The following is a 22,468-nucleotide window of genomic DNA, read 5'->3' as shown; positions in this document are numbered from 1 at the left end:
TGCTTATTCTCCGTGTAACCGGCGTAGTTCCTCGCCGACACGTCCGGCAATCCGCGAGACAACCTGCGCCCCTCGGCATCTCAACTCCTCATCGGGCATCGGCAGCGCGACGGCTCCGGCCTGCTTTGACGGCAGTAACACTTTGGCGGTGCCCTTGGTAGTGGTCTCACCGCGCTGATTAGTCGCGGCCACCTCGATTGTCACCGGCTTGCTTGGATCAGACCCCTTGTCGGTCACCACACCGGTGCACTTGTGGATGTCGCCGTGATAGTTGAAACCTCGAAGCTGCAGCTCCATCTCGGCGAGCCATCCGTCATCGCCGATCCAGTTGGTCAGCAGATGACTGACCCAGGCTGCCCGCATCTGTCCATAGTCGTAGGGCGCTGGGATGCCCAGCTCCTTGGCCCGCGCGGCATCCCAGTGCAACCGTTGCACCACGTCGGGTACGCCGTATTCGTCGGGCGTGTAGAACGCCGGCATGCGCTGACGCAGATTGCGGGCGTACTTGAGCGGGCCGACGCCGTAACCGCCCCAGCCCCAACCCATGTGCATGCTGATGATGTCGACGACCGTAAGCGGACCCTTCATCACCGGGGTCAGCTCGTCGCCGATCTTTACATCCTCCCACCAGTTCGGTTCGGCGCCGCGACGAACCTCGGCATCGTAGACCGCGTCAACCTCGGCGAGTTCCTCCGGTGTCCAATGTTTTCGTTCGATGTGCGAGTACTTGCCCGACCTCTTCGAGCCGTGGCGTTCGGCGCTAATGTAGGACTCGTCACGCGTTGCGATCGGAGTCCCGTTGGCGTCGACATAGAGGTAGCGGTATGTCTCCTTGACCGAACGCCCGCCAGCGAATTGACTCTCCTTGACTTGCACGTCGAGCGTGTAAGTCTCGCACAGCACGGGCCGTCCCGCATACACCGGCTGATACCACGTCCATTTCACTCCGGCGTAGTACTTGCCCGTGCCACGGAAGAGGCCGCGGAACAGTTGTTTACGTTGCGGGTCAGTGAATTTCGGCGTCTGGTCCAGACCGGTGCTGATCAGGAACGTCGGCGGCGCGATCTGGCCGTGCCAACGGGTTTTCGCGCCGTATTCAGGATCATGAAACAGCGGATTGTCGTCGCCGCAGCCAAACGCGAAATGGCTTATCCCATCAGCGCTCGGCAATTTGTTCCACGCCTCGTCACGCTGGTTGACCGGGATGCCGATCTGCGCCTTCGCCCGCGCAATGTCTTCGTCGGTGATCCGGCCCTCGATCGCCGCGGTGTCGGCGTCCGATTTCGCGGAGGTTTCTGCGGTGGTCATGGTGTCCTCTCTAGAACTTCAGTATCGCCCCGGCGTCCACCCGCAACGACAGCCCGGTGACGTATCGGGACTCATCGGAGGCCAGAAAGCACACCGCGTTGGAGGTGTCTTCGGGCTCCACGTAGGGAATCGGCATTGCCTGCATCACCGGAAACGCCAGCAGGGCATCCTCTTTCGTCGGGTGCTCCAGATCGGGGCGAAACGTCTTGTACATCGGATCGCTGTGCAACATCGGAGAGTTCACATTGGTCGGATGCACTACGTTGGCCCGAATTGATAGCGGCGCGAGTTGTTTCGCCAGTACCCGGGTGTAACGGTCGATCAGCTGCTTGGCCAGGTTGTACCCCTCACCGCCCGGGCCGACGGGACCGACGCTGCCGGCCGCTGTTTCGGCGATCAGCCCAGCAACGGAGCCGATCGTGATCACCGAAGCGCCGGCCTGCAGATACGGCAGCGCCGCATGCACCGTGTTCACCACACCGATGAAGTCCACGTCGAAGGCGTCCGCGAAGGCGCCTATCGGCATGTCGCTGCCCAGCGGACAGATGCCGGCGTTCGCCACCACGACGTCGAGCCTGCCGAGTTGGGCGACCGCGTCGGACAGGGCTCTGCTCACCGCGGCTCGGTCACGGACATCCACCTCCGCGGTGATCGCCCGCCGGCCGGCCTTTTCTACCTCCAGGCCGGCCTCCTCCAAGTCACGCGGGGTGGCCAGTGGATAGCGGTTGGTCTCGATGTCCTGGCAGATGTCGAAGAGGATGACGTCGGCTCCCTCTTCGGCGAGTTTGACCGCATGGCTGCGACCCTGGCCGCGAGCTCCGCCCGTCACCAGAACGACTTTGTCCTGTACCCGTCCAGCCATGTTTCTCCCGTGTGTTCCGTTTCCGTTCTCAGTTCCCAGGCAGGAAAGCCGGCTGATCACAGCAGCTCGAGGATAGTCGCGTTGGCCTGGCCGCCGCCTTCGCACATTGTTTGCAGTCCGTAGCGAATTCCATTGTCGCGCATGTGGTAAAGCATCGTGGTCATGATTCGAGCGCCCGATCCGCCTAACGGATGGCCCAAGGCGATTGCCCCACCGCAGGGGTTGAGCTTCTTTTCATCGGCGCCGATATCCTTCAGCCAGGCCAGTGGAACAGGAGCAAAAGCCTCGTTGACCTCGAACACGCCGATATCGTCGACCGCCAACCCGGACTTCAACAAAGCCTTCTGGGTGGCCGGGATCGGCGCAGTCAGCATGATCACCGGGTCGGCGCCGGCTAACACCGCGGTGTGTACTTTTGCAATCGGTGTGCAGCCCAGCTTCCTGGCTTTCTCCGCCGTCATCAGCAGCAGCGCCGCCGATCCGTCGGAAATCTGGCTGGAGTTGCCGGCGTGGATAACCCCGTCCTCCTTGAAAGCAGGTTTTAGCTGGGCCATCTTCTCGATCGGCGTGCCGCGGCGAATGCCCTCGTCTTTGAGCACCGGGTTGCCATCTTGATCGGTGATTGGCACGATCTGGTCATCGAACGCGCCAGAATCCTGTGCCGCTGCGGCTTTTTCATGCGACATCAACGAAAACTCATCTAGGATAGCGCGATCGAAGCCCCACCGCTCGGCGATCATCTCAGCGCCTATTCCCTGGTTCGGGAAAGCCCCGTAACGGTCCATAAACCGCTGCGGAAACGGGTCACCGCCTGCAGTGGTTGAGGATCCCATCGGTACTCGCGACATTGACTCGACGCCACCAGCTACCACAACGTCATAGTGCCCGGCCACCACGCCAGCAGCAGCGAAGTGTACCGACTGCTGACTAGATCCACACTGGCGATCCACACTCACACCTGTCACACTGTCCGGCCAACCGGCGGTCAGCACCGCTGTGCGCGCGATGTCCAAGGCTTGGTCGCCGACCTGCTGCACACAGCCCCAAATCACGTCATCGACCACTTCCGGATCAATCCCCGCACGCTCCACCAGCGCGTTGAGCACCTGAGCTGACAGCTCCGCAGGGTGCACGCCGGACAGAACGCCGTTGCGCTTGCCGATCGGTGACCGAACTGCCTCGACAATTACAGCTTCAGCCACAAAATTCTCCTTAACAGTTGAATGTATTACTAATGGTTACCCGACATGTTCCGACGTGCGCACCCGGGGTTCTTTCCGACGCGATTCGAGCATCGCGATCAGTTGCCGCCGATCGATTTTCAGTGCCGCGCCGCGAGGCAACTTGTCGACGATGTAGATCTCTGCGGGCACCTCGTACGGAGTCAACGTCGACCTGCAGTGCTCCCGCAGTTTGTCGGGCGTCGTCGAGGCACCGGCCCGCAGCTCCACACCGGCGACCGGGATCTGGCCAAGCCGTTGGTCCGGGATGCCGGCGACCGCCGCGTCGGCGACGGCTTCGTGGCCGCGTAACACCCTCACCACGGTTTCCGGCGCGATCTTGAACCCGCCGCGCACAATCACATCATCGGCTCGCCCGTCGATATAAAGGAAACCGTCCTCATCGAGATGAGCCAGATCGCTGGTGGTGACCCAATCGTCGGCGTCCCCAGCGACTTGCCAGGAAGCGACCTGCAGCCGGCCCGACCGGCCAGGTGGCAGGATCGTCCCGTCGTCATCGACCACCCGTAGCCGCACGCCCGGGAATGCTCGTCCGACGCTGCCCTTCTTCTCGGCCCACCGCGCCCGGAAGTCTCGCACCGTCCACCCGGCGACGGCACCGGAGAACTCAGTGGCGCCGTAGACGATGAGGATCGGGATTCGGTATCGCTCGTAGAAGGCGTCGACCAGGGCCGGGTCCACCGGCGCGGTGCCCGCATTGACCGCGCGGAGACTGGAGAGATCCTCCCGCGGAATATCAGAGTCGAGCACCGAGCGGATTGCCGCGGGCGGCAATCCGGCCAGTATCGGCTTGTGCTCCTTGACCGCCGCGTACCAGCCTGCCACCGTGAACCGTTCGAGCAGCACGAACCGGCGTGCGGACACCAGCGACTGCAATAGCGCCCACAACCCGCCGATGTGCACGATCGGGATGGTCACCAGTGCGACCGCGCCCGTGAATGGTGGCTTATCGCGCACTTCTGGTCGGTCGTGGTGCCGCAGCGCCGCGGCCAGAGACGCCTCAAGCTGTCGGCGGGTCAACGGGATTCGTTTCGGCGGCCCAGTCGTGCCCGAAGTCAGCATCTCGATTGCGACCGCTGGGTCACCATCGCGTGGCTCGCGGCTCGCCGTAGTCCGCAACTCAACCGCGTCGCCGTCAACACTCCAGCCGACCGCGCCCAGTTCGGCGACGGCTTCGCGGAATGCGTTCTCCGACCAAAGCTTGTCGGGGGCCAGCACGTACGACGCGCCTGTGGTGGCCAGGTCGGCGCTTAGGCGGTGCGGCGGTTGCAGCGGGCTGACGGTGACAAGAATCCGTTCGGCGCGAAACAGCGCGATCAGGGTAGCGACGGATTCCATTCGGTTACTCAACACGACGGCCACCCGGCCGCCTCTGCCGCAACCCGCGGCACCCAGTTCGCGGTCGATGCGCTCGGCGAGCCTACGCACCTGACCCCAGCACACCCACCTGCCATCCTGCTGGAGCATGTCGGCGTCGTCGTCGGCCGTCCACAGCCGGGCAAGCGCGTTATCGAGGCTTGTCATTGGCTCTAACGTAGATTACGTGGTTTACTAGGTCAACTTCCTATCTGGGAGATGGCAGTGGATCTTGGACTGACCGACGAACAAAAACAGCTTGCCGAGTCGGAACGGTCGTGGCTAACCCGTCACGATCCCATTGCGCGGATCCGCGCCGCCGCGGACGACGTCCCGATCACCGTCGATCCCGCCGCGGTAGCGCACGCAGCCGAGTCCGGGCTGCTGGCGTTGTTAACGCCCGAGGCCGGTGGGACACATATGGATCTCGCGGTGCTCAGCGAAGCGCACGGACATGCGGCGAGTTCGCTACCGTTGGCCGACCTCGCGGTCGCGACGTGGCTGCTCGGTGAGTTCGGGCATGCACAGAGCGTCGACGGGGGGCAGGGCAAGTTGCTGTTCGGACTGGCACGTGGACCGGTGGGTCTCATCGAGCGCGACGCTCTGACTTTGCGTGGCACGACGAGTCCGGTACCGATGGCGGCCGACATGACCGGCTTCGCGGTCGTGGGTGAAACCATGACAGGCGAGTATCTGGCAGTGTTTCGCGATGCCGAACTGACCGGCATGAAGACCCTCGACCTGACGCGGTCGTGGGCGCGACTAAACCTCGACGCGACCGTCGAAGAGTGGACGACATTGCCGGCCGGGACGCTCGGTTTTGTGCGCGACGCGCTGGCGGTACACCGCGGGCTTGACGCACTGGGGGCCGCGGCCCGGCTACTGGCGATGACGGTCACCTACGCCGGGCAACGTCAGCAGTTCGGGGCGCCCATCGGTTCGTACCAGGCGGTCAAGCACCACTGCTCCAACATGGCACTGGCCGTGGAGGCCGGGCGATCCACCCTGTGGGCGGCTGCGGTGGCACTCGATAGCGCTGCGCAGCCGGCACGCTCGCGCGCCGCATCGGCAGCCGCTGCCTACGCCAAGGCTGCGGCTAGCGAGGTGGCCAGTACCGCTTTGCAGGTGCACGGTGGCATCGGCTTCACCTGGGAGCACGATCTGCACTTGTTTTTGCGCCGGATCAAGGTCGACGAGGCGTTCGACGGCACGGTGGCCGAACACCGTGCCGCACTCGTGCCGATTAACGGCCCAGCCGGTTGAGGACTGCGGCAGTGTCCAGATCCTCGACAGCCACGCATGCTCTCCGCCACCCCGCCTGCGCGTTCTCCGGCGCCTGTAGCCCAGGCCATGCGATGGTCATTGCGGCGGCGTCCCAGGCTTCCGCCGCGAAGAGCCGGTAACGTTCGAACGCCAGCTGGAGGGTCGGCACCTCGTCCACCCCGGCGGCGCGCAGCGCATCAAGGTAACGGTCCAAGAGTTCGCGCTCATGGGATCTGCGTACGTTCGGCTCCAGTCCGGTCGTCATCCAGTACGTCATCTCTCGCAGCCCTGGGCCTTGCCAAACCACTTGCCAGTCAAGCAAACCCGAGCGGCCATCGGGCATCGAGAAGGTGTTGCCCAGGTGCGAATCGCCGTGCAGCAGCGTCAGCGGGCCGGACTCGAACTCCCGGTAGTACGCGTCGGCATGCGCGTCTAGTTTCGCCGCGACGGCGCGGACAGCAGCCGTGGCTTCGGGCCGATCCAGCGCCAGAGCGCCCCGCCTTCCGCGGCGGTAGAACAGCCGCAGTATCGCGTTGCCCGGCCGCGCGCTCCAGGTTCGCGCCCAACGTAGGTCGGTCGTGAACCGTGGGCTCGACCAAAATCGAGAATGCAGCCTGGCGAAGGTGTCGACCAGACCGCGGGCATGCTCGATCTCACAGCGGTCAGCCAGCGCATACGGCCGCCCACCTTGGGCGACAATGTCTTCGAGGATGAGGAGGAATCGGGCACCGACACCTGCGCGGGCAAACCAGGCCCTCGGTGCAACACCGTTTAACTCGCCGGCGACCCGCCGGTAGAAGCGAACCTCGTTGACCGCCATGTCGAGTGCGGCGACCATCGCGCGGTTCTTCGCCGTCACAGGCGTGCTCTTCACGAACAGCTGCGACGGCATACCGGCCGCTTTGCCAGCCTCGTTCCATTCGACGGCGAGCCTGCGCCGGTCCGTCGTTCCGGTAGTGCCATCTCGCGGCGTCACCGACAATGCGACTGCGCCCGGTACATTTCTGGCGAGGTGAGCCGTCAGCCATTCTTCGGTTACGTCGCCGGCCTTCGACGGGGTGCGGACCGGGGTCCACGGCACCACTGCAGCCACCAGCTGACCGATGGCCTTCGCGTTTACCGCGACGCTGTCCGCTCGCCCGACCACGGCTGTGTCTCACCGCTTCTCGCGGGGCAAGCCCAAACCGCGCTCGGCGATCAGCGTCCGCATGATCTCCGAGCTGCCACCGGCGATCGTGTAGGCGCGCGCATACAGCCATTCGTCCTGCCAGCGGCCGTTGTCGAGCACATCCGGATCGCCCTGGACCAGCACCCCCGACTCACCGCCCAACTCGACGGCAAAGCGGGCCAGCTCGAGGTTCAGCTCGCTGAACATCAGCTTGGCCATCGCGGCGTCGTGCTGGCGCTCTCCACCGCGCAACCAGCGGGTGAAGTTGGCGTATGTCAGCGCCGACAACGCCTCGACCTCCGCGGTGAGCTGTCCTATCCGGTCGCGCACCCGGTCGCTGTCGAGGGCCGGACGACCGTCGACGCTGACACGGCGGGCGAGCGCAATCAGCGCGTCGATGGCCAGTCTCAGCTTGACCACGATGGCGCCGACACCGGTGCGCTCGTGTGCCAGCGTTGCGTTGGCGATCGCCCAGCCCTGGCCGGGTGCGCCGATCATCGCGTCGGCCGGCACCACGACGTCGTCGAGAAACACCTCGTTGAAATCCGCGGTCCCGGTCAGCTCGCGCAGCGGGCGCACGCTCACCCCCGGAGTGGCCATGTCCAGGATGAACGCGCTGATTCCCTTGTGCTTGGGCGCATCCGGATCGGTGCGGGCCAACAGGTAGCCGTAGTGCGCCCAGTGGCCGTCAGTAGTCCATACCTTCTGGCCGGTGACCCGGTAGGTGTCGCCCTCGGGCACGGCCCGGGTACGCAACGACGCGAGGTCGCTGCCGGCGCCGGGCTCGCTGAATAACTGGCACCACAGCTCGCGGCCCGCGCGGATGGCAGGCAGATGGCGACGCCGTTGGTGGTCGGTGCCGTAGTGGATCAGTGCATGCGCTGCCAGCACACCGGCACTTTGCACGCCGGGAACCTGGGCGCGCGCCAACTCCTCGCCGACGACTATCGCGTGCTCGGCCGAGCGGTCATCTCGCCCGCCAAACTCGGCGGGCCAATCGGTTCCAGCGTAGCCGGCCTCGTACAGGCGAGCCGTCCACTCCTGCAGCGCTTTTAGCTCGGCTTCATTCTCGGCGCTGCGCACTCCCGCACGCGGCGGGATGCGCGGCGCATGCTCGGCGATAAATGCTCGGACTTCCTCCCGGAATACTGCCAGCTGTGAGCCCATGCCGTATTTCATAGCGCTGTCGTCTCTTTGCGCACTGCGGCGGCCACATCACAAGCCGCACGATCACGTAGCGCCTCGGCTCGGCCTACGAGGACGGCATTAGCGCGCGCCCGGCGCAGCAACACGTGGGCCGGATGCTCCCAGGTGAACCCGAGACCCCCGTGAATCTGAATCACGCCCTCGCCAGCCGCCACCGCGGCATCAAACGCCGCCGCTGCGGCCAGATCGACCAGGCAATCAGAGCCCGGGGAATCGAGCTCGTCGGCGGCGGCCAACACCTGGCTGCGTGCGCCTTCAAGTTCTACCAGCATGTCGGCACACCGATGTGAGATGGCCTGGAAGCTGCCAATAGGGCGCCCGAATTGCTCTCGCTCACCGGCCCACGCCACCGCCATCGCCAGCGCGCGCGAACCTACTCCAATCGAGTCGGCCGCGACCGCGAGTACCGCCCGGCGGCGCGCGGCCTCCAGCGCCTCGCGAACCGCGCTGCCGGCACCGAGCAATTCCCCTGAGGCCTGGTGCAATGTCACCGAGCCGATCGTGGCGGTGAGATCGAACGGTTGATGCGGGACCACGTCAACCGCATCATCGCTGGGGTCGACCGCGACCAGCACGGGATTGCCGGAATCGGTTTCCTTCGCCAACACCAGTAACAGCTCGGCGGCCGGCGCTCCGGCAACCAGTGGCAGGGTTCCGGTCAGCCGCGACCCCCGCCACTCCGGCAATTCGGCGCCCGCAGTTACCCAGCCGGAATCATCCAGTGGAACGGCGAACGCGGCTGGCGCCCCCGCTGTGATCCGCGTGGCCACCGCCGTGGCACCGGCCTGGACCGCGACATCGAGGGCGGTGACGGTGGGGACCACCGGTGCCGGGACCAACGCTTTGGCGGTTTCCTCGATGGCGGCGTACAACAGCCGCGGCCGCGCGCCCGCGCCGCCCATCGATTCGTCGACGGCCAGACCCGGCAACCCGAACTCGACGAGAGCCGACCAGACTTCCGGGTCAATGGCGTCGATCGGCCGGTTGACGTCCAGCAGTGACGGGATGTCAAGCCGGGCTTCCAGCGCCTTGGCCAACACCTCGCGCAACCGGCGTTCGTCCTCGTCGGCGACAACCAGCGGGTCACCGGGTACCACTGCGGGGTTTCGACGGCCCTCGCCGCGATGCGAGGGCAGTCCCAGTACCGTCTCGGCGATGGTGTTGCGCTGAATCTCCGCAGTGCCCGCTCCGATGGTTGTCGCTCGACTCATCAGATAGCCGAATGTCCAGCGGCCCTTGTCGAGGGCGATGCTCGCCCGGCTGCCCAACGCCGCATATGGACCGGCTGCTCGCAATGCCAACGTGTGCATGTGCTGTTCGACTTCGGATTTCACCAAGCGATTCACCGAGGCTACGCCGCCGGGGTCGTCACCGCGCAATACAGTGGCGAGAGCCCGCGCGCTATTCGCCGCAATGGTGCGCACACCGGACTCCAGCCGGGCGATGTCCTGGCGAACCAGTGGTTCACAGTCCAGACCCCGCGAGGCGATCAGCTCGATGACCTTGTCGGCGGTGCGGCGGTACTTGAACTCGTCGGCGAGAAACGCGGTAGCGCGTTCGTGGCCGAGCGAGGTGCGCATGATCGACCAGCCTTCCCCCTCGTTACCTACCCGGTTTTCGACCGGCACCTCGACGTCGTCGAGGAACACCTCAGCGAAATGAGCGACACCGCTGATGTCACGCAGCGGTCGAACAGTGATTCCGCGACTTTTCATCGGAATGAGCAGATAGGTGATGCCGTTCGTGCTGCGTCCGGGTGGTCCGGTGCGCACCAGGGCGAACATCCAGTCGGCGCGGTCGGCCATCGACGTCCAGACCTTTTGGCCGGTGACACGGTAGGTCTCGCCCTCGCGGAGGGCCCGGGTCGACAGCGACGCCAGATCGCTGCCGGCGCCGGGCTCCGAAAAACCCTGGCACCAGAACTCGTCGGCGCGCAGCAGCGGCCTCAAAAAACGGTCCTTCTGTTGCTGAGTTCCGTGACGGATAAGCGTCGGTGCAACGATGAACGAAAGCGGACACGGGTGCGGCGGCACCCCTGCCTCGGTGATGATCCGGTAGTACTCCAGCTGCTCCTCTAATGAGAGCTCCAGACCACCAACCGATTTCGGCCAGCCGGGAGCGGCTAAGTCGTTGTCGACGAGCGCGGCGTGCCAAGCGCGGGCGATCTCGATGCGGTCGCGTCGGACCCCCTCGGCTCTGGTCTCGGCCTGTAGCGACGCATGCTCAGCGAGCAGGTGCCGGAGTCTGGCTCGCCAGTCGTCAGGCCCCATCGCGTACCCCTAGAAGGCTAACTTGGTTATCTATGTCAGCCAGTGTCTCGCGCCGAGTGGCTGTTTGGCAAACCGCCGCGCTCTAATCTTGGGCCGGATAGATTTCCTCGGCGATCTGGGTGATGAGGTAGGTCGTCTGATCGTCACCGGAGGTTTGAAGCCCGCCCTGATGTCGGTCGCGAGAGACCGGCGACGCTTGCCCTGCCTATACACGCTGAGACGTGATTCGGTTGCCAGGCGACCCCGGCCTGCGGTTTCCTTTGCTTCAGCATCGGGCAAAGCTTAATATATCTATCTCATTTGATCGGCTGAAAGAGTGGTGTTCTATGCCGGTGACGACATGGCTAGATGACCTGCGTCCGCATTGGACATGCCGCGGCGCAGCCGTCCGGGTCTCGCTGACACTTTCCGTTCTCCTGGTTGCAGCCGGTGGGGCAGTTTGCATGCCAGCCGCACGGGCCGATAATAAGCGCCTTAACGACGGCGTGTTTGCCAATATCTATACGGCACAACGCCAGAACGGCTGCACCACCGAACCCCGACTCGACGGCCGGCTTGTTGACGCGGCCCGTCGGCACACCCTTGACGTCCTCAACAACCACGACATCAACGGCGACATCGGTTCGGACGGGTCGACACCGCAGGACCGCGCCAACGCGGCTGGATTCAGGGGCAAGGTGGGCGAAACGGTCGCGATCAACCCCGCCCTGGCCATTAGCGGTATCGAGATACTCAACCAATGGTGGTATGACCCACCCTCCCGCGCGCTAATGCAGGACTGTGCCAACACTGCCATCGGGGTGTGGTCGGAAAATAGCCTGGATCGCAGCGTCGTGGTGGCCGTGTACGGCCAACCGGCCTAGTCCATGCCTTTCGCAAGGTCGGCACGCAGCCGCTTCTTGTCGACCTTGCCGCTGGCCAGCATCGGCAGCTCATCGATGATCACTAGTCGTCGCGGCACCTTGTAACCCGCCAGTTTTTTACGGGCGCATTCTTGGACCGCGGCCAGTGTGGGCGTTTGGCCGGGGCGCGGCACGACAACCGCGCAGACGGCTTCACCCCACCGTTCGTCGGGTGCCCCCACCACCGCGCAGGCTAAGACCTCGGGGAGGCCGCTGACGACATCTTCGACCTCGGGCGAATAGACGTTCTCGCCGCCGGTGATGATCACGTCCTTTTTCCGGTCGACCAGATACAGCAGCCCGCGGTCGTCGAGGCGGCCGATGTCGCCGGTGTGGCACCAGCCGTTGCGCAGCGTCGCTAAGGTCGCGGCATGGTCGTCCCAGTAGCCACGGAACAGCGAGTTTGATCGAACGACGATTTCGCCGGCCTCACCCGTCGGCATGTCGCGACCATCGTCGTCGACGACTCTGACCGCAACTCCCGGGAAGGGGAAACCGACCGACCGCAGTTGGTCTGCCGCGTCGCGTCGGTCGACCCGGTGCAGTTCGCGCGGCAGCCCGGAGACAATTGCCTCGGTTTGCCCGTACAGATTCAAAAAGCCGGCTCCGGGCAGTTTGGAAAGCGCCCGGCGCAGAATGGTCATCGACATCGGCGCGGCCGCATACACCACGGTGTGCACGCTGTCTAGCGGATGGTCCTCATCGATTTCGTTCAGCAGCGCCTTCAACATCACCGGCGCCAGGTGCAGAATCGTTACCCGTTCTGCAGCAGCCAGCCGGACCGCTTCGGCGGGATCGAATTGCTTCTGCAGCACGACCGTGCCTCCCCGCGCATGCACGCCGCCCATAATGGCGATTGCCCCGACGTGGAACATCGGCATGTTGATCAAGGCGCGATCGTCGCTGCCTGACCGCAGTTCGGTGTTCATGGTCAGTGCCACTTCTCGCAGCTCACGCTGACCGAGAATGCAGCATTTGGACGCTCCGGTGGTGCCGCTTGTGAACAGCAGGCATGCGATGTCTTCAGGGCGCGCGATCATTGGCGGCTCATCCGGAAACCCGCGGGCGGCGAACTCTTCCAAGCTTTCCGTCCCGGGCTGATCCGCGTCGCCGAGCGATACCAGCTGCTTTAACCCTGGCACTTGCGAGGCGAGGTCGCATGCCAGCGGCGCGAATTCCGCATCACAGAACATGATTGACGGCGTTACCCGGCGCAGAGCATCCAGCATCTCTGTTGGTGAGAGCCGGAAATTGATGGCCGCCAGAATAATTCCGCTGAGCTGTGTGGCAGCAAGCACTTCGCCGAACTCGATACTGTTGCGCCCCAGGATCGCAACGCGATCCTGGCGTCGCACCCCGATAGCCATCATCGCCGACACCATGCGTAAGGCACGTTCGCGCAGGTCTCGATGGGTAAGCATCCGCCCGCCCTGCCGGTAGGCGGGCACATCGGGAAACCGGCGGGCATTGTCGGTCACGATGTCGCCCAGCGTCATTCCGGAAAAAGGCTCACCGATCACCGCTTCAGTTCTCGGTGGTTAGGGGCAGCGGCCCATTCTCGACGACTAGCCGAAGAAACCCTAAATCGGCGCCGGCCTGCTCGGCAGAGGAGATCGCCGCGGCGACGTCCTTACGCAGGAAGGGAGCCGCCCGGGAGACGAAGGCTTGCACTCCACCAACGCGCTGTGCGTGTGCCGCGGCGTTACTCCAGCCACTGCACACCGAGAGGGCCCGCAGCAACATGTCCGGCGCCACGTTGAGCTTCTCGCCGGCGGCTGCTGCGGCGGCCACTAATTGTGCGTTCGCGGCAAACAGCATGTTGTTGACGAGTTTGATGTCCAGTGCGGTGCCCAGTGCACCGGTCGCGATGATCGGATCGGCATAGGCGGCCAGGATCGGCCTTACCCGCTCCAACGCGTCGGCATCGCCGCCCGCCAGCACGGTCAGCTTGCCCTCAGCGATGTCGTCGGCTGTGCCGCTCACCGGCGCGTCGATGATCGCAGGCGGCGCCGGGGAGCTGGCCGACAACTCCCGCAAAGTGGCGAGGGTTCCGGTGGTATGCGAGACGAAAACCGCATCGTGCTGCAAATGTGCGATAAAACCGTCTGGCCCCAAGCCGGTTTCACGAAGCTGAGCATCGGAGAACAAGCAGCTGATCAGGATATCGCTACGAGCTGCAAGGTCGGGCACCGATGCGGCAAGCTTCGCGCCCTCGTGCTTAAGCCGCGAGCGGACCTCGTCGCGACGGGCGAACACCAACACGTCTTTCCCTGCGCCGAGCAGGCGCCGCACCATCGGTTCTCCGAGCTGCCCTGCGCCAAGGAACCCGATTGTGGTCACCGGCCTTGTCCTTTCGTATAGAGCCTTCTCACCTTGACACTGGACCGCGGGCCGCTGCAGCCGTGGCTTGACCAGTCGGCACCGTCGGCTTCGGCCAACCTGACCAGCCCGGCCTCGGCGATTACCGTGGGGGCGACCGATAATCCGTGCCAACGCGTCGCGTCGGGTTTGCGCAAGTTTTCAGGCTCACTCGCGTAGTAAAATTGCCCGCTCAGGACAATTCGCTACTGCGGTGCGCGCCGCATCGGCTTCTTCGGGCGCGACGGTGCCATCGCCAATGACATGCCCATATCCGTGCTCGTCGTCGGTAAATACGTTTGGCGCGTACACATAGCACAGGCCATGGCCAGCGCAAGAATTGGCATCGATCGCTACTTTCATTGCGCGACTGAGCCTTCCAGCGTGAGGTGCAAGGACTCTAGGCCCACGGTCCCACGGGGCCAATGCACCCGAGGCGTAGTTCCAGGGGTGATGTGGTAGCGCGGGATTCGTTTATGCCACTCCTCGTACACGATGTTCATCTCCAGTCGCGCCAAGTGTGAACCGAGGCAGCGATGCGCACCCATTCCGAAGCTGATGTGGCGGTTGTCGGCGCGGTGAAAATCGATGGCATACGGGTTGGGGAACTCCGACTCGTCGCGGTTAGCGACGGCAAGATAGTTGGTGACCCTGGTGCCAGCCGGACATGTCACGTCACCGATCGTGGTCTCCTTGGTGGTGACGCGGGGTACGAAAGGCGCGGGCGGGTCAAGACGCAGTAACTCCTCGGTGGCCGCGGGGATCAGAGTCGGATCGTCGATGATTTCCCGGCGCTTGTCGGGATTCTCGGCCAGTCGTTGCATACCGAACCCGAGGGCGTCCATAACGGTGTCTAGGCCGGCGAGTACAAAAAGGAAGCAAAGCCCGATCGCTTCCTCGTCGGTCAGTGCATGAGGTGGCTGCAGGTTCAACACGCGGCTCAGCACGTCGTCGCCCGGCTGTCCGCGGCGGGTTTGGATCAATTCAGACAAGTACATGAACAGCTCGCCGGCCTTTTGCAGGCCTTTGCTAGCGGCCTCCTCATCAGTTGTCACCGAACCTGACGCGGAGGCAAGGCTGAGCACCGCATTCTTCCACTCGATGAATTGGTCCCGCATATCCAGTGGGAGCCCGAAAAGTGTGAGAAATACCTGGATCGGGAACACGCCGGCGACTTCCGCGACGAATTCGCACCTGCCGCGTGCAGCAATCGGTTCGATAATTTCGATGATTTGTTTTCTCAGTTCGGGTTCGAGCGGCTTGATTGCCCGGGGACTGAAAAAAGGCTGCAGTATCTGACGGTAGCGGGTCTGCTGAGGCGGGTCGAATGCAATCGGCACCAGCGGCACCGGACTCGCGAGCACATCAAACGCCTTCTTGGACGAGAAGGTTGAGGGATCCCTGAGAACGGCCTCGATGAGGTCCCGCGTTGTCACCGCGTAGCCATCCTCAAGTTCTACGACCGGGCACCTTCCCATTATCAGCCAGGCCTCATCACGAGCTTCGGGCATTGGCAAGTCGTCAGTGTGGATCTTCGGAATGGCCTCGGCCGACATCGGTCCTCCGTTGGCTTAGTGACCTCGTGCACTACACAGCATGGCGCAAAGACCCGTATACATACAACTGTATGCCTGTTTTTGCGTGTCCGGGCTCGCATAACCTTGCAGGGCGGCCGCCATACATCTGCTCGTTGGGCTGCAGCCGATCCGACGACGTGCCCGCGGCGACACCGTCCACCGCCGGTTGCCCGAAGGTGACAGCGATGCCCGTGCGCAAATTGCCCCCGTCGAAGGCGCTCATCTAACATTAGCGTCACTTATAGAAGGGATGCTGTCGTGTCTGGTCGACTGGTCGTGTGCGCAAGCCACAGCCCTGGCAAGGAACGGGACAGCGAGCAACGGTTTGGGCGGAAGTTCCGCACGGCGCTGGTCGCGGCGGCCGAAGAGGTCCAGCGTTTCGATCCCGAACTCGTTGTCTTGTTCGGCGGGGATCATCGCCGCGCCTTCCGGCATGTGGTCCCGGCCTTCGCCGTGGCGTTCTCAGCGTCGATAATCGCCGAGGCCCCCCATCCCGCCGGGCAGCTCACCGTCCCGTCGGCGCGTGCGCGACGCCTGGCCGAGCACTTGTTGGGCGAAGGCTTCGACATTGCGGTCTGCCGCGACATTGGACTGGACCATGCGTTCGCTCAGCCGATTCGGGATCTGCTGGGAAGGCTTGACGCCAAACCGGTGATTCCAGTCCCGGTGAACTGCGCCACGGCTCCCCTGCCCAACGGCCGACGGGTCGCCGAGTTCGGCGCGGCAGTCGGGCGTTTTCTCGACGACGTGGACCAGCGGGTTCTGCTGATCGGTACCGGTGGGCTTTCACATTCGCCGCCAAGCCTCGAGGTCGACACCTACGATCTCAGTGACGCAGAACGCGCGCGGCTCATTGCCGAGGGGATGGCTGACGCTCGCACCAAGATCCGGCCCGAGTGGGATGGCGAAGTCCTGCAGGCGATGTCGAGGTGGGACGTCGATGCCCTCATCGATCTGGTGGACTCGGCTCAGACGCGAGCCGGTTCCGGTGCCAACGAGATCCGTACCTGGGTTGCTGCCGGCGCCGCCGGCGGCGGAAAGCCGGTCATTCCGCTCGTGTACGAGCCCGTGGCGGAATGGATCACCGGGATGGCGGTCGCGACCTCGGCGTGACTGCTCGGCTCAATCAGCCTGCCAGACCGAAAAATCCGCGCCTGATGCAGGTCAACAGCAGCTCGACGACCCCACTGCGGCTGATCGGGTCAGGCAGGTCGGCTGCCGCTTGCGGCACGCGGGTCACCAGCGCCCGCACGATGAGTGCCGAGACGATCGGGTCGAATGCGAAGGGCCCCGGTCGGCTTGTCAGCATCCTGGCCACCCCTAGATCCATCAGCACCTGCCCGTTCTCTCCGATGGCAATCACCGTCGGTTGGTCCGTGGTGCCCTCTGCCCACGCGTCGATACAGCCCGAATACCGATCGTAGAATTCGACATATGTGGCCAGCCATCGCCGCAGAGTCGATTCGTCGTCGATGGGGTCGACGTGGGCAATCCGTTCAGCGAAGGTCTTTGCTGGAGAATAGATTTCCGCCGCAACGGCAGTCAGCAGATCCTGCTTGTCGCTGAAGTACTTGTAGAACGTGCCGCGGGCAACCTTGGCCGCCTCAACGATGTCGTCGACGCTCGTGCTGCGATAACCGCGTGCGCGGAATTGTTCGGCACCGGCGGCCGCCAGCGCATTGACGGTGTTCACGGCGCGCTTGCTAAGGGTGGCGGTGCGATCGCTGATCGATAGGCCATCGGTATCCGGCTCAGGCGGCACCTCGATCGCGGCCAGGTCTGCCGCCGGGTCGGCGCTGGCGTGAAGGTGCAGACTGCGGAAGACCACCGGAGGGGTGCCCGGAAACAACATGAGTTGCAGGAACACCGAGAGGGTGTCAACGACTGCCTGAAGACTGCGGCCGTATGCGCGGCCGGTGTGGATGAACAGATTCAGGCGGTGCACCAGGGCGGTCATCGTCATCGCCGCGAGCTCGGGGTCGATGCCGCGCACACCGGATGCGGCGAGCCGCTCGGCAATGCGGTGGTTATAGCTGCGGACGAATCGGGTGATCTCGGGACGAACCTTGGTATCTGATGAGGCGACCGCCGTCCACTGGATGAACATGGTCGAGTACTTGTCGAAGACCCAGCTCCACTCGCCCAGCCACCAGTTCAGGTTGTCGAACCCTACGTCGTCGGGCCCAAGCGGGCCGATGCGCCGCGCGACTCGGAACAATGCGCTGCCGCACTCATTGAGCAGTTCCAGGAAAATCTCGTCTTTGCCCTGAAAGTACTGGTAAAGCGTGGCCCTGGAGACCCCGGCGGCCTTGGCGATGGCGTCGACCGAGGTGTCGAAGAATCCCAGGCGGCCGAAGAGGTCCAGTGATACCTCGGTGATCCGGGTACGCGTGGTGGCACCCCGCACTCCGACCGCGGGGCTAGACGGACCGTAGCTGCTACGGCGCACGATCGATGCTTCCGACATGGTCAGTCCAGCCTATGGTCGATCCGCCGCCATCGCGCCACCCGGCGAGGCGTTTCGTGGTATCAGAAACTCCGCGGTCCCGGTGATCGCGGCCGCGCCGGTCTGCCGATGGGCGCTCAACTCCACCGTTACCCGGTCACCATCGTCGTCGCCGGTCACCGCGACAACCTGACCCGAGCAGGTGACCACGTCGCCGGGCCAGACCTGCTCACGGAAACGGACACCGAATCGGCGGATCGTGTCAGCGCCCAGCCAGTCAGTGGCGAAGGTGGCGAGCAGTCCGGCGATCAACATGCCTTGAGCGAAGGCCGAAGGATAGCCGACGGATCGGGCCAGGTCGTCGTCGTAGTGCATCGGATTGAGATCCCCCGAGGCACCGGCATACCGCACGAACATCTGCCGGGTCATCGGACCGAACTTGCGCGGGGCCGCTGCGGTGCCTACCTGCAGACCGGTGGTCATCGTGGCGCCGTCTCGATGAAGGTGCCTTTCGCCTCAGCCACCAAGATGCCCTCGGTGTTGCGGTACTCGGTCACCACGGTGGCGAACTGCATGGTTCCCCCGCGCTTGCCCGGTTTGGAGAACCGGTCGACGATCCGCTCGCGGGCGGTCAGCACATCACCGGCCTTCGGCAGGGGGCCGTAAAAGGTGTACTCCTGCTCGCCATGCAACAACCGCTTTCGGTCGAATCCGACGCTGACCCGCACCCCCGGTGATGCCCAGCGGGCGGCCGTGGTCAAAAACGTCGGCGGAATGATCGCATCGGGCCCCCGGTAAGCAGGATTATCCGATTCGGTGGCCGCCGCGAACTCGGCGATCTTTCCGCGCTCGATGATTACTTCCCACACCTGGCCGGTGGTGGGCTCGGCATCGCGTTCCGGAGCTGACCTCATAGTGACCAATACTGTCAGAAAAATTGTGGAAGTGGTAGTTTACATCGGTATTTAGTCGTTAAATGCCTTGTAAAAAAATGACAAGACTGCCAGAATCAGCGCCTATGATGATGTTGCCAGCTGCCTATGTCGGGGGTAGGTGGGTGTCGGGCGCCGACGCGCCGGTCGCGGTCAAGTCACCGACGTCGGGCGAACAGCTTGGCACAGTGGGTGTCGCGGGAGCCGCCGAGGTCGACGTCGCCGTGACGGCAGCCCAGGCTGCGCTGACGTCACCGCCATGGTGCCAGGCCTCCCCGGCGGACCGCGCTGCTGCACTCGGTCGAGTGGCCGATGCACTTAGCGCCCGCAAGAACGTGCTCGCCGACCTGACGACTTCCGAGATCGGCTCGCCACGCTGCTGGAGCACATTCGGCCAAGTCCTGACCGCCATAGGCGTGCTGCGAGCATACGCTGGGATCACACTTGATTACCCCTTCGAGTCGACTCGGCCGTCGGTGACTGGCGGCACCGTCGATATCCGCCAGGTGCCGCTCGGGGTGGTAGGGGCGATCATCCCTTGGAACACACCGCTGTTCATCGCCGCCCTCAAGCTGGGGCCAGCGCTGGCCGCCGGTTGTACCGTCGTGCTAAAGCCAGCGCTGGACGCGCCGCTGAGCATCGGGGTGCTTACCGAGGCGATCGAGGAGGCCGGCCTGCCACCCGGCGTTGTCAACGTTGTCAACGGCGGAGCTGCCACCGGCCGGTACCTGACGTCGCATCCGGGTATCGACAAGATCACCTTCACCGGCTCCACCGCCGTCGGTGCACAGGTCGCGGCTTCATGCGGCGCGCAAATTCGCCGCTGCAGCACCGAACTGGGCGGCAAGTCGGCGGCCATCGTGCTTCCGGACGCGCCGCTGGAATCCACGGTGACCGGATTGGTTGGCGGCGCGATGGCCAACAACGGCCAACTCTGCGCTGCGCTGACTCGGATCTTGTTGCCCCGCAGCCGTTATCACGAATTCGTCAATGCATTGACGTCCGCGGTCGCCAAGCTGACGGTCGGCGATCCGGCGGATCGGTCCACCGACATCGGGCCGCTGATCAACGAAGCCGCCCGCGAAAAGGTGGAGGGTTTCCTGGAGCGGGCCCGCCGCCAGGGCGCGACGGTCTTGACCGGTGGCGAGCGTTTACCCGGTCCCGGATGGTTCCTCACTCCCGCGGTGGTCGCCGCCCGCAACGACATGGAGATCGCGCGCGAGGAGGTGTTCGGCCCTGTGGCAGTGGTAATCGAATACGACGACGCAGCCGGAGATGCGGCTGCGGTGAACATCGCCAACGACTCACGATACGGCTTGGTCGGCGCCGTGTGGTCGGCCGACAGCCAGCGTGCGACGGCTGTGGCATCGCAGCTGCGTGTCGGATCTGTGGCGATCAATTCCACGGCGGTGCTCGACTTCGGCAGCCCTTTCGGCGGCTTCAAGCAGTCGGGAATCGGCCGTGAGGGCGGCCCAGAAGGCATCGCCGGCTTTGTCGAATATCAGGCGATCATCAAATAGGAAGGATCCCCATGCATACGCAGGCCGCGGTGCTGTGGGGGCGTAACGCCCCCTGGTCGATCGAGACCATCGACCTCGATCCGCCGAAACCGCCGGAAGTGCTAGTCGAGTTGCGCGCCTCGGGGATGTGCCATTCCGACGAGCACATTGTCACCGGCGACATGCCCTTCCGGCTGCCCTGCATTGGCGGCCACGAGGGCGCCGGCGTCGTGAGGGCCGTCGGCGAGCACGTATCGTGGCTGCAGCCCGGCGACCACGTGGTGTTCAGTTTCATGCCATCGTGTGGGCGATGCTCGTCGTGCTCGACGGGCCACCAGAGCCTGTGCGACCTCGGAGCCAAGATCTACTCGGGCATGCAAATCTACGACGAGACCGCCCGCCACCATGCCAAGGGTATAGACCTGGCGCTGGCGTGCGGCATCGGATCCTTCGCGCATCACACTGTCGTGCATGAGGCGAGCTGTGTGAAGATTGCCAAGCATTACCGGCTGGACCTGGCCTGCCTTTTGGGCTGCGGATTTGTCACCGGGTGGGGCTCCGCGGTGTACGCGGCCGGGGTGCGCCCCGGCGACACCGTGGTCGTCGCAGGCGCCGGCGGCATCGGCGCGGCCGCGGTACAAGGCGCTCGACTGGCTGGCGCCCGCACGATCACGGTCATCGACCCGTCGGAACACAAGCGCGACGAGGCGCTCAAGATGGGCGCCACCCATACCGCTGCCGACTGGATCGAAGCCAAAGATGTTGTCGCCGAGGCTACCTGGAATCGCGGCGCCGACAAATTCATCTGCGCCATGGGGGTTGGCGACGGCCAGTTGGTTGCACAGGCATTGGCGATGACCGCCAAACGCGGACGGCTGGTGATCACCAACATCCATCCCATGCTGGAGCGGGAGATCCGGGCCAATTTGATGGATCTCACGCTGACCGAGAAACAAATCGTCGGAACGCTCTACGGCTCAGGCAATCCGCGCGCCGACATCCCAAAAATCCTCGAGTTGTACAGTGCCGGCCAAGTGGACCTGGAGTCGATGGTCACCAGAACCTATCCGCTGGAAAAGGTCAACGAGGGCTACGCCGACATGCGCGCCGGGGCTAACATCCGCGGCGTATTGGTCTATCCGGGAGCTCGATAGCTCCGCTGCCACCGCTGCTACGGCGCTCCACCGTCGGCGAAAATAGTTTGCCCGGTGAGGAACCCGCATCGGCCAGACAGCAAGAATGCGATCAAAGACCCGATCTCATCGGGCTGCCCAGGGCGACCCAGGGCCGCGTCGAAGCCGAAGTCCTCGACCAGCGCACGCTCCAGCGCTTCGTCATACGGGAAGCCCTTGCTCTCCGCGATCTGTCCCCGGATCGCATGCAGGGCGTCGGTTTCCACTGCCCCCGGTGCAACACAGTTGGCCCGGATGCCGTCCTTGCCGTGGGTGCGGGCGATACCGCGGGTGAACGTAGCGACGGCGGCCTTGAGGCTGGCGTAGGGCAACCGTGGTTCGTGCGGAGCGCGCGCCGAATAGGCCGCAGTCGTCACGACCGCGCCCTTGGTCTTCACCAGGTGCGGTAACGCGGCCTGGACGCTGCGAGTGGTCGCAAGCAGCACATCGTGGAAGGCGTCGTCCCAGGCGGCATCGTCAGCGTCGATGGGCATCATCCCGGCGGTGCCCATCGTGACCGCAATACCGTGCAGCCTTCCCCCCAACCTCTCGACCGCGTCGCCGACGGCCTCGACCGCGGCCCCGGGCTTGCTCACGTCGTATGCCAGCCCATGCGTTGCGGCGGCACCTGCCGCCGAGAGCATACCTACCGCTTTGTGAGCCTTCGCCTCATCCCGGCCAACCACGGCGACTGCTGCGCCATCGGCTGCAAGCGCCTTTGCAGCGGCCAGGCCAATGCCAGCGGTGCCGCCGATCACGGCGAACGTTTTGTCCTGCAGATTCAGGTCCATCGGGGTAGCGCCTCCCTTAATATGAACAGAATTGTCAGAAGATTAGCCCACCCAGCATCTTTGCGGGAAGCGCATACACACCATCGCTTGGATTGCCAGCGGATTCGATCCGAATGC

General features: G+C 64.4%; 19 protein-coding genes and 1 pseudogene. 5 read left to right on the top strand and 15 right to left on the bottom strand.

What is annotated here, in order from left to right:
• Window positions 1-3: 3 nt before the first annotated feature.
• The 4 genes from MHEC_RS03825 to MHEC_RS03810 are packed head-to-tail and all read right to left on the bottom strand — an operon-like array spanning window position 4 to window position 4,935.
• Window positions 4-1,308 carry an FAS1-like dehydratase domain-containing protein gene (locus MHEC_RS03825; RefSeq protein ID WP_048889851.1) on the bottom strand — a complete coding sequence of 435 codons (1,305 nt, stop codon included), beginning with the start codon at window positions 1,306-1,308 and terminating at the stop codon, window positions 4-6.
• Between the two features lie 10 nt (window positions 1,309-1,318).
• A complete protein-coding gene (locus MHEC_RS03820; RefSeq protein ID WP_048889850.1) occupies window positions 1,319-2,170 on the bottom strand; it encodes a mycofactocin-coupled SDR family oxidoreductase in 852 nt (283 codons plus the stop codon).
• Window positions 2,171-2,226: 56 nt separating this feature from the next.
• Complete coding sequence (locus tag MHEC_RS03815; RefSeq protein ID WP_048889849.1) at window positions 2,227-3,372, bottom strand: thiolase family protein; 1,146 nt, start codon at window positions 3,370-3,372, stop codon at window positions 2,227-2,229.
• A 36-nt stretch (window positions 3,373-3,408) separates the two neighbouring features.
• Complete coding sequence (locus tag MHEC_RS03810) at window positions 3,409-4,935, bottom strand: class I adenylate-forming enzyme family protein (RefSeq protein WP_048889848.1); 1,527 nt, start codon at window positions 4,933-4,935, stop codon at window positions 3,409-3,411.
• A gap of 57 nt (window positions 4,936-4,992) precedes the next feature.
• On the opposite strand from MHEC_RS03810, the gene MHEC_RS03805 reads away from it, so the two are divergent.
• Window positions 4,993-6,030 carry an acyl-CoA dehydrogenase family protein gene (locus MHEC_RS03805; RefSeq protein WP_048889925.1) on the top strand — a complete coding sequence of 346 codons (1,038 nt, stop codon included), beginning with the start codon at window positions 4,993-4,995 and terminating at the stop codon, window positions 6,028-6,030.
• On the opposite strand, the gene MHEC_RS03800 is transcribed toward MHEC_RS03805, so the two are convergent.
• The 3 genes from MHEC_RS03800 to MHEC_RS03790 are packed head-to-tail and all read right to left on the bottom strand — an operon-like array spanning window position 6,011 to window position 10,674.
• Complete coding sequence (locus tag MHEC_RS03800) at window positions 6,011-7,177, bottom strand: protein kinase family protein (RefSeq protein WP_048889847.1); 1,167 nt, start codon at window positions 7,175-7,177, stop codon at window positions 6,011-6,013. The genes MHEC_RS03805 and MHEC_RS03800 overlap by 20 nt on opposite strands.
• Before the next feature lie 9 nt (window positions 7,178-7,186).
• Window positions 7,187-8,377 carry an acyl-CoA dehydrogenase family protein gene (locus tag MHEC_RS03795; RefSeq protein ID WP_048889846.1) on the bottom strand — a complete coding sequence of 397 codons (1,191 nt, stop codon included), beginning with the start codon at window positions 8,375-8,377 and terminating at the stop codon, window positions 7,187-7,189.
• Window positions 8,374-10,674, bottom strand: a complete 2,301-nt coding sequence (locus MHEC_RS03790; protein ID WP_048889845.1) for an acyl-CoA dehydrogenase family protein — start codon at window positions 10,672-10,674, stop codon at window positions 8,374-8,376. The genes MHEC_RS03795 and MHEC_RS03790 overlap by 4 nt, the downstream gene beginning before the upstream one ends.
• A 443-nt stretch (window positions 10,675-11,117) precedes the next feature.
• Between MHEC_RS03790 and MHEC_RS03785 the strand changes: the two are divergent.
• Window positions 11,118-11,531 (top strand): annotated as a pseudogene (locus MHEC_RS03785) (CAP domain-containing protein); the annotation flags it as partial.
• 2 nt (window positions 11,532-11,533) lie between these two features.
• Here MHEC_RS03785 and MHEC_RS03780 read toward each other — a convergent pair.
• From MHEC_RS03780 to MHEC_RS03765, 4 genes are read right to left on the bottom strand one after another with little or no spacing between them, the layout of a single operon-like run.
• Entirely contained in the window at window positions 11,534-13,072 is a 1,539-nt protein-coding gene (locus tag MHEC_RS03780) for a class I adenylate-forming enzyme family protein (RefSeq protein WP_048889923.1), read from the bottom strand.
• A gap of 28 nt (window positions 13,073-13,100) precedes the next feature.
• Window positions 13,101-14,069 carry an NAD(P)-dependent oxidoreductase gene (locus tag MHEC_RS03775; protein WP_264016577.1) on the bottom strand — a complete coding sequence of 323 codons (969 nt, stop codon included), beginning with the start codon at window positions 14,067-14,069 and terminating at the stop codon, window positions 13,101-13,103.
• Between the two features lie 33 nt (window positions 14,070-14,102).
• A complete protein-coding gene (locus MHEC_RS03770; RefSeq protein WP_071700068.1) occupies window positions 14,103-14,297 on the bottom strand; it encodes a ferredoxin in 195 nt (64 codons plus the stop codon).
• The gene (locus MHEC_RS03765) at window positions 14,294-15,370 is read right to left on the bottom strand and encodes a cytochrome P450 (RefSeq protein ID WP_236591468.1); all 1,077 of its coding nucleotides are present in this window, start codon (window positions 15,368-15,370) and stop codon (window positions 14,294-14,296) included. Before MHEC_RS03765 ends, MHEC_RS03770 begins: the two co-directional genes overlap by 4 nt.
• A gap of 399 nt (window positions 15,371-15,769) precedes the next feature.
• Between MHEC_RS03765 and MHEC_RS03760 the strand changes: the two genes are divergently transcribed.
• Window positions 15,770-16,624, top strand: coding sequence for a 3-carboxyethylcatechol 2,3-dioxygenase (locus tag MHEC_RS03760; protein ID WP_235434723.1), 855 nt, complete (start codon window positions 15,770-15,772; stop codon window positions 16,622-16,624).
• A gap of 13 nt (window positions 16,625-16,637) precedes the next feature.
• Here the strand turns inward: MHEC_RS03760 and MHEC_RS03755 are convergent, their stop codons facing one another.
• Genes MHEC_RS03755 through MHEC_RS03745 form a run of 3 tightly spaced genes read right to left on the bottom strand, consistent with a single transcriptional unit; the run spans window position 16,638 to window position 18,871 of the window.
• On the bottom strand, window positions 16,638-17,978 hold the full coding sequence (locus MHEC_RS03755) for a TetR/AcrR family transcriptional regulator (protein WP_048889843.1): 1,341 nt from the start codon (window positions 17,976-17,978) through the stop codon (window positions 16,638-16,640).
• Window positions 17,979-17,990: 12 nt separating this feature from the next.
• A complete protein-coding gene (locus MHEC_RS03750; protein WP_048889842.1) occupies window positions 17,991-18,440 on the bottom strand; it encodes a MaoC/PaaZ C-terminal domain-containing protein in 450 nt (149 codons plus the stop codon).
• Window positions 18,437-18,871, bottom strand: a complete 435-nt coding sequence (locus MHEC_RS03745; RefSeq protein ID WP_048889841.1) for an FAS1-like dehydratase domain-containing protein — start codon at window positions 18,869-18,871, stop codon at window positions 18,437-18,439. Before MHEC_RS03745 ends, MHEC_RS03750 begins: the two co-directional genes overlap by 4 nt.
• Before the next feature lie 77 nt (window positions 18,872-18,948).
• Here MHEC_RS03745 and MHEC_RS03740 point away from each other — a divergent pair, with 77 nt between their 5' ends.
• Complete coding sequence (locus MHEC_RS03740; RefSeq protein WP_048889840.1) at window positions 18,949-20,409, top strand: aldehyde dehydrogenase; 1,461 nt, start codon at window positions 18,949-18,951, stop codon at window positions 20,407-20,409.
• A gap of 11 nt (window positions 20,410-20,420) precedes the next feature.
• The gene (locus MHEC_RS03735; protein ID WP_048889839.1) at window positions 20,421-21,542 is read left to right on the top strand and encodes an NDMA-dependent alcohol dehydrogenase; all 1,122 of its coding nucleotides are present in this window, start codon (window positions 20,421-20,423) and stop codon (window positions 21,540-21,542) included.
• A 17-nt stretch (window positions 21,543-21,559) separates the two neighbouring features.
• On the opposite strand, the gene MHEC_RS03730 is transcribed toward MHEC_RS03735, so the two are convergent.
• Complete coding sequence (locus tag MHEC_RS03730) at window positions 21,560-22,351, bottom strand: SDR family NAD(P)-dependent oxidoreductase (protein WP_048889838.1); 792 nt, start codon at window positions 22,349-22,351, stop codon at window positions 21,560-21,562.
• Window positions 22,352-22,468: the final 117 nt, after the last annotated feature.

This window comes from Mycobacterium heckeshornense (assembly GCF_016592155.1).
GTDB classification, from domain to species: domain Bacteria; phylum Actinomycetota; class Actinomycetes; order Mycobacteriales; family Mycobacteriaceae; genus Mycobacterium; species Mycobacterium heckeshornense.
Note: the sequence above shows the minus strand (reverse complement) of the source record. Positions and strands in the feature narration are given on the sequence as shown.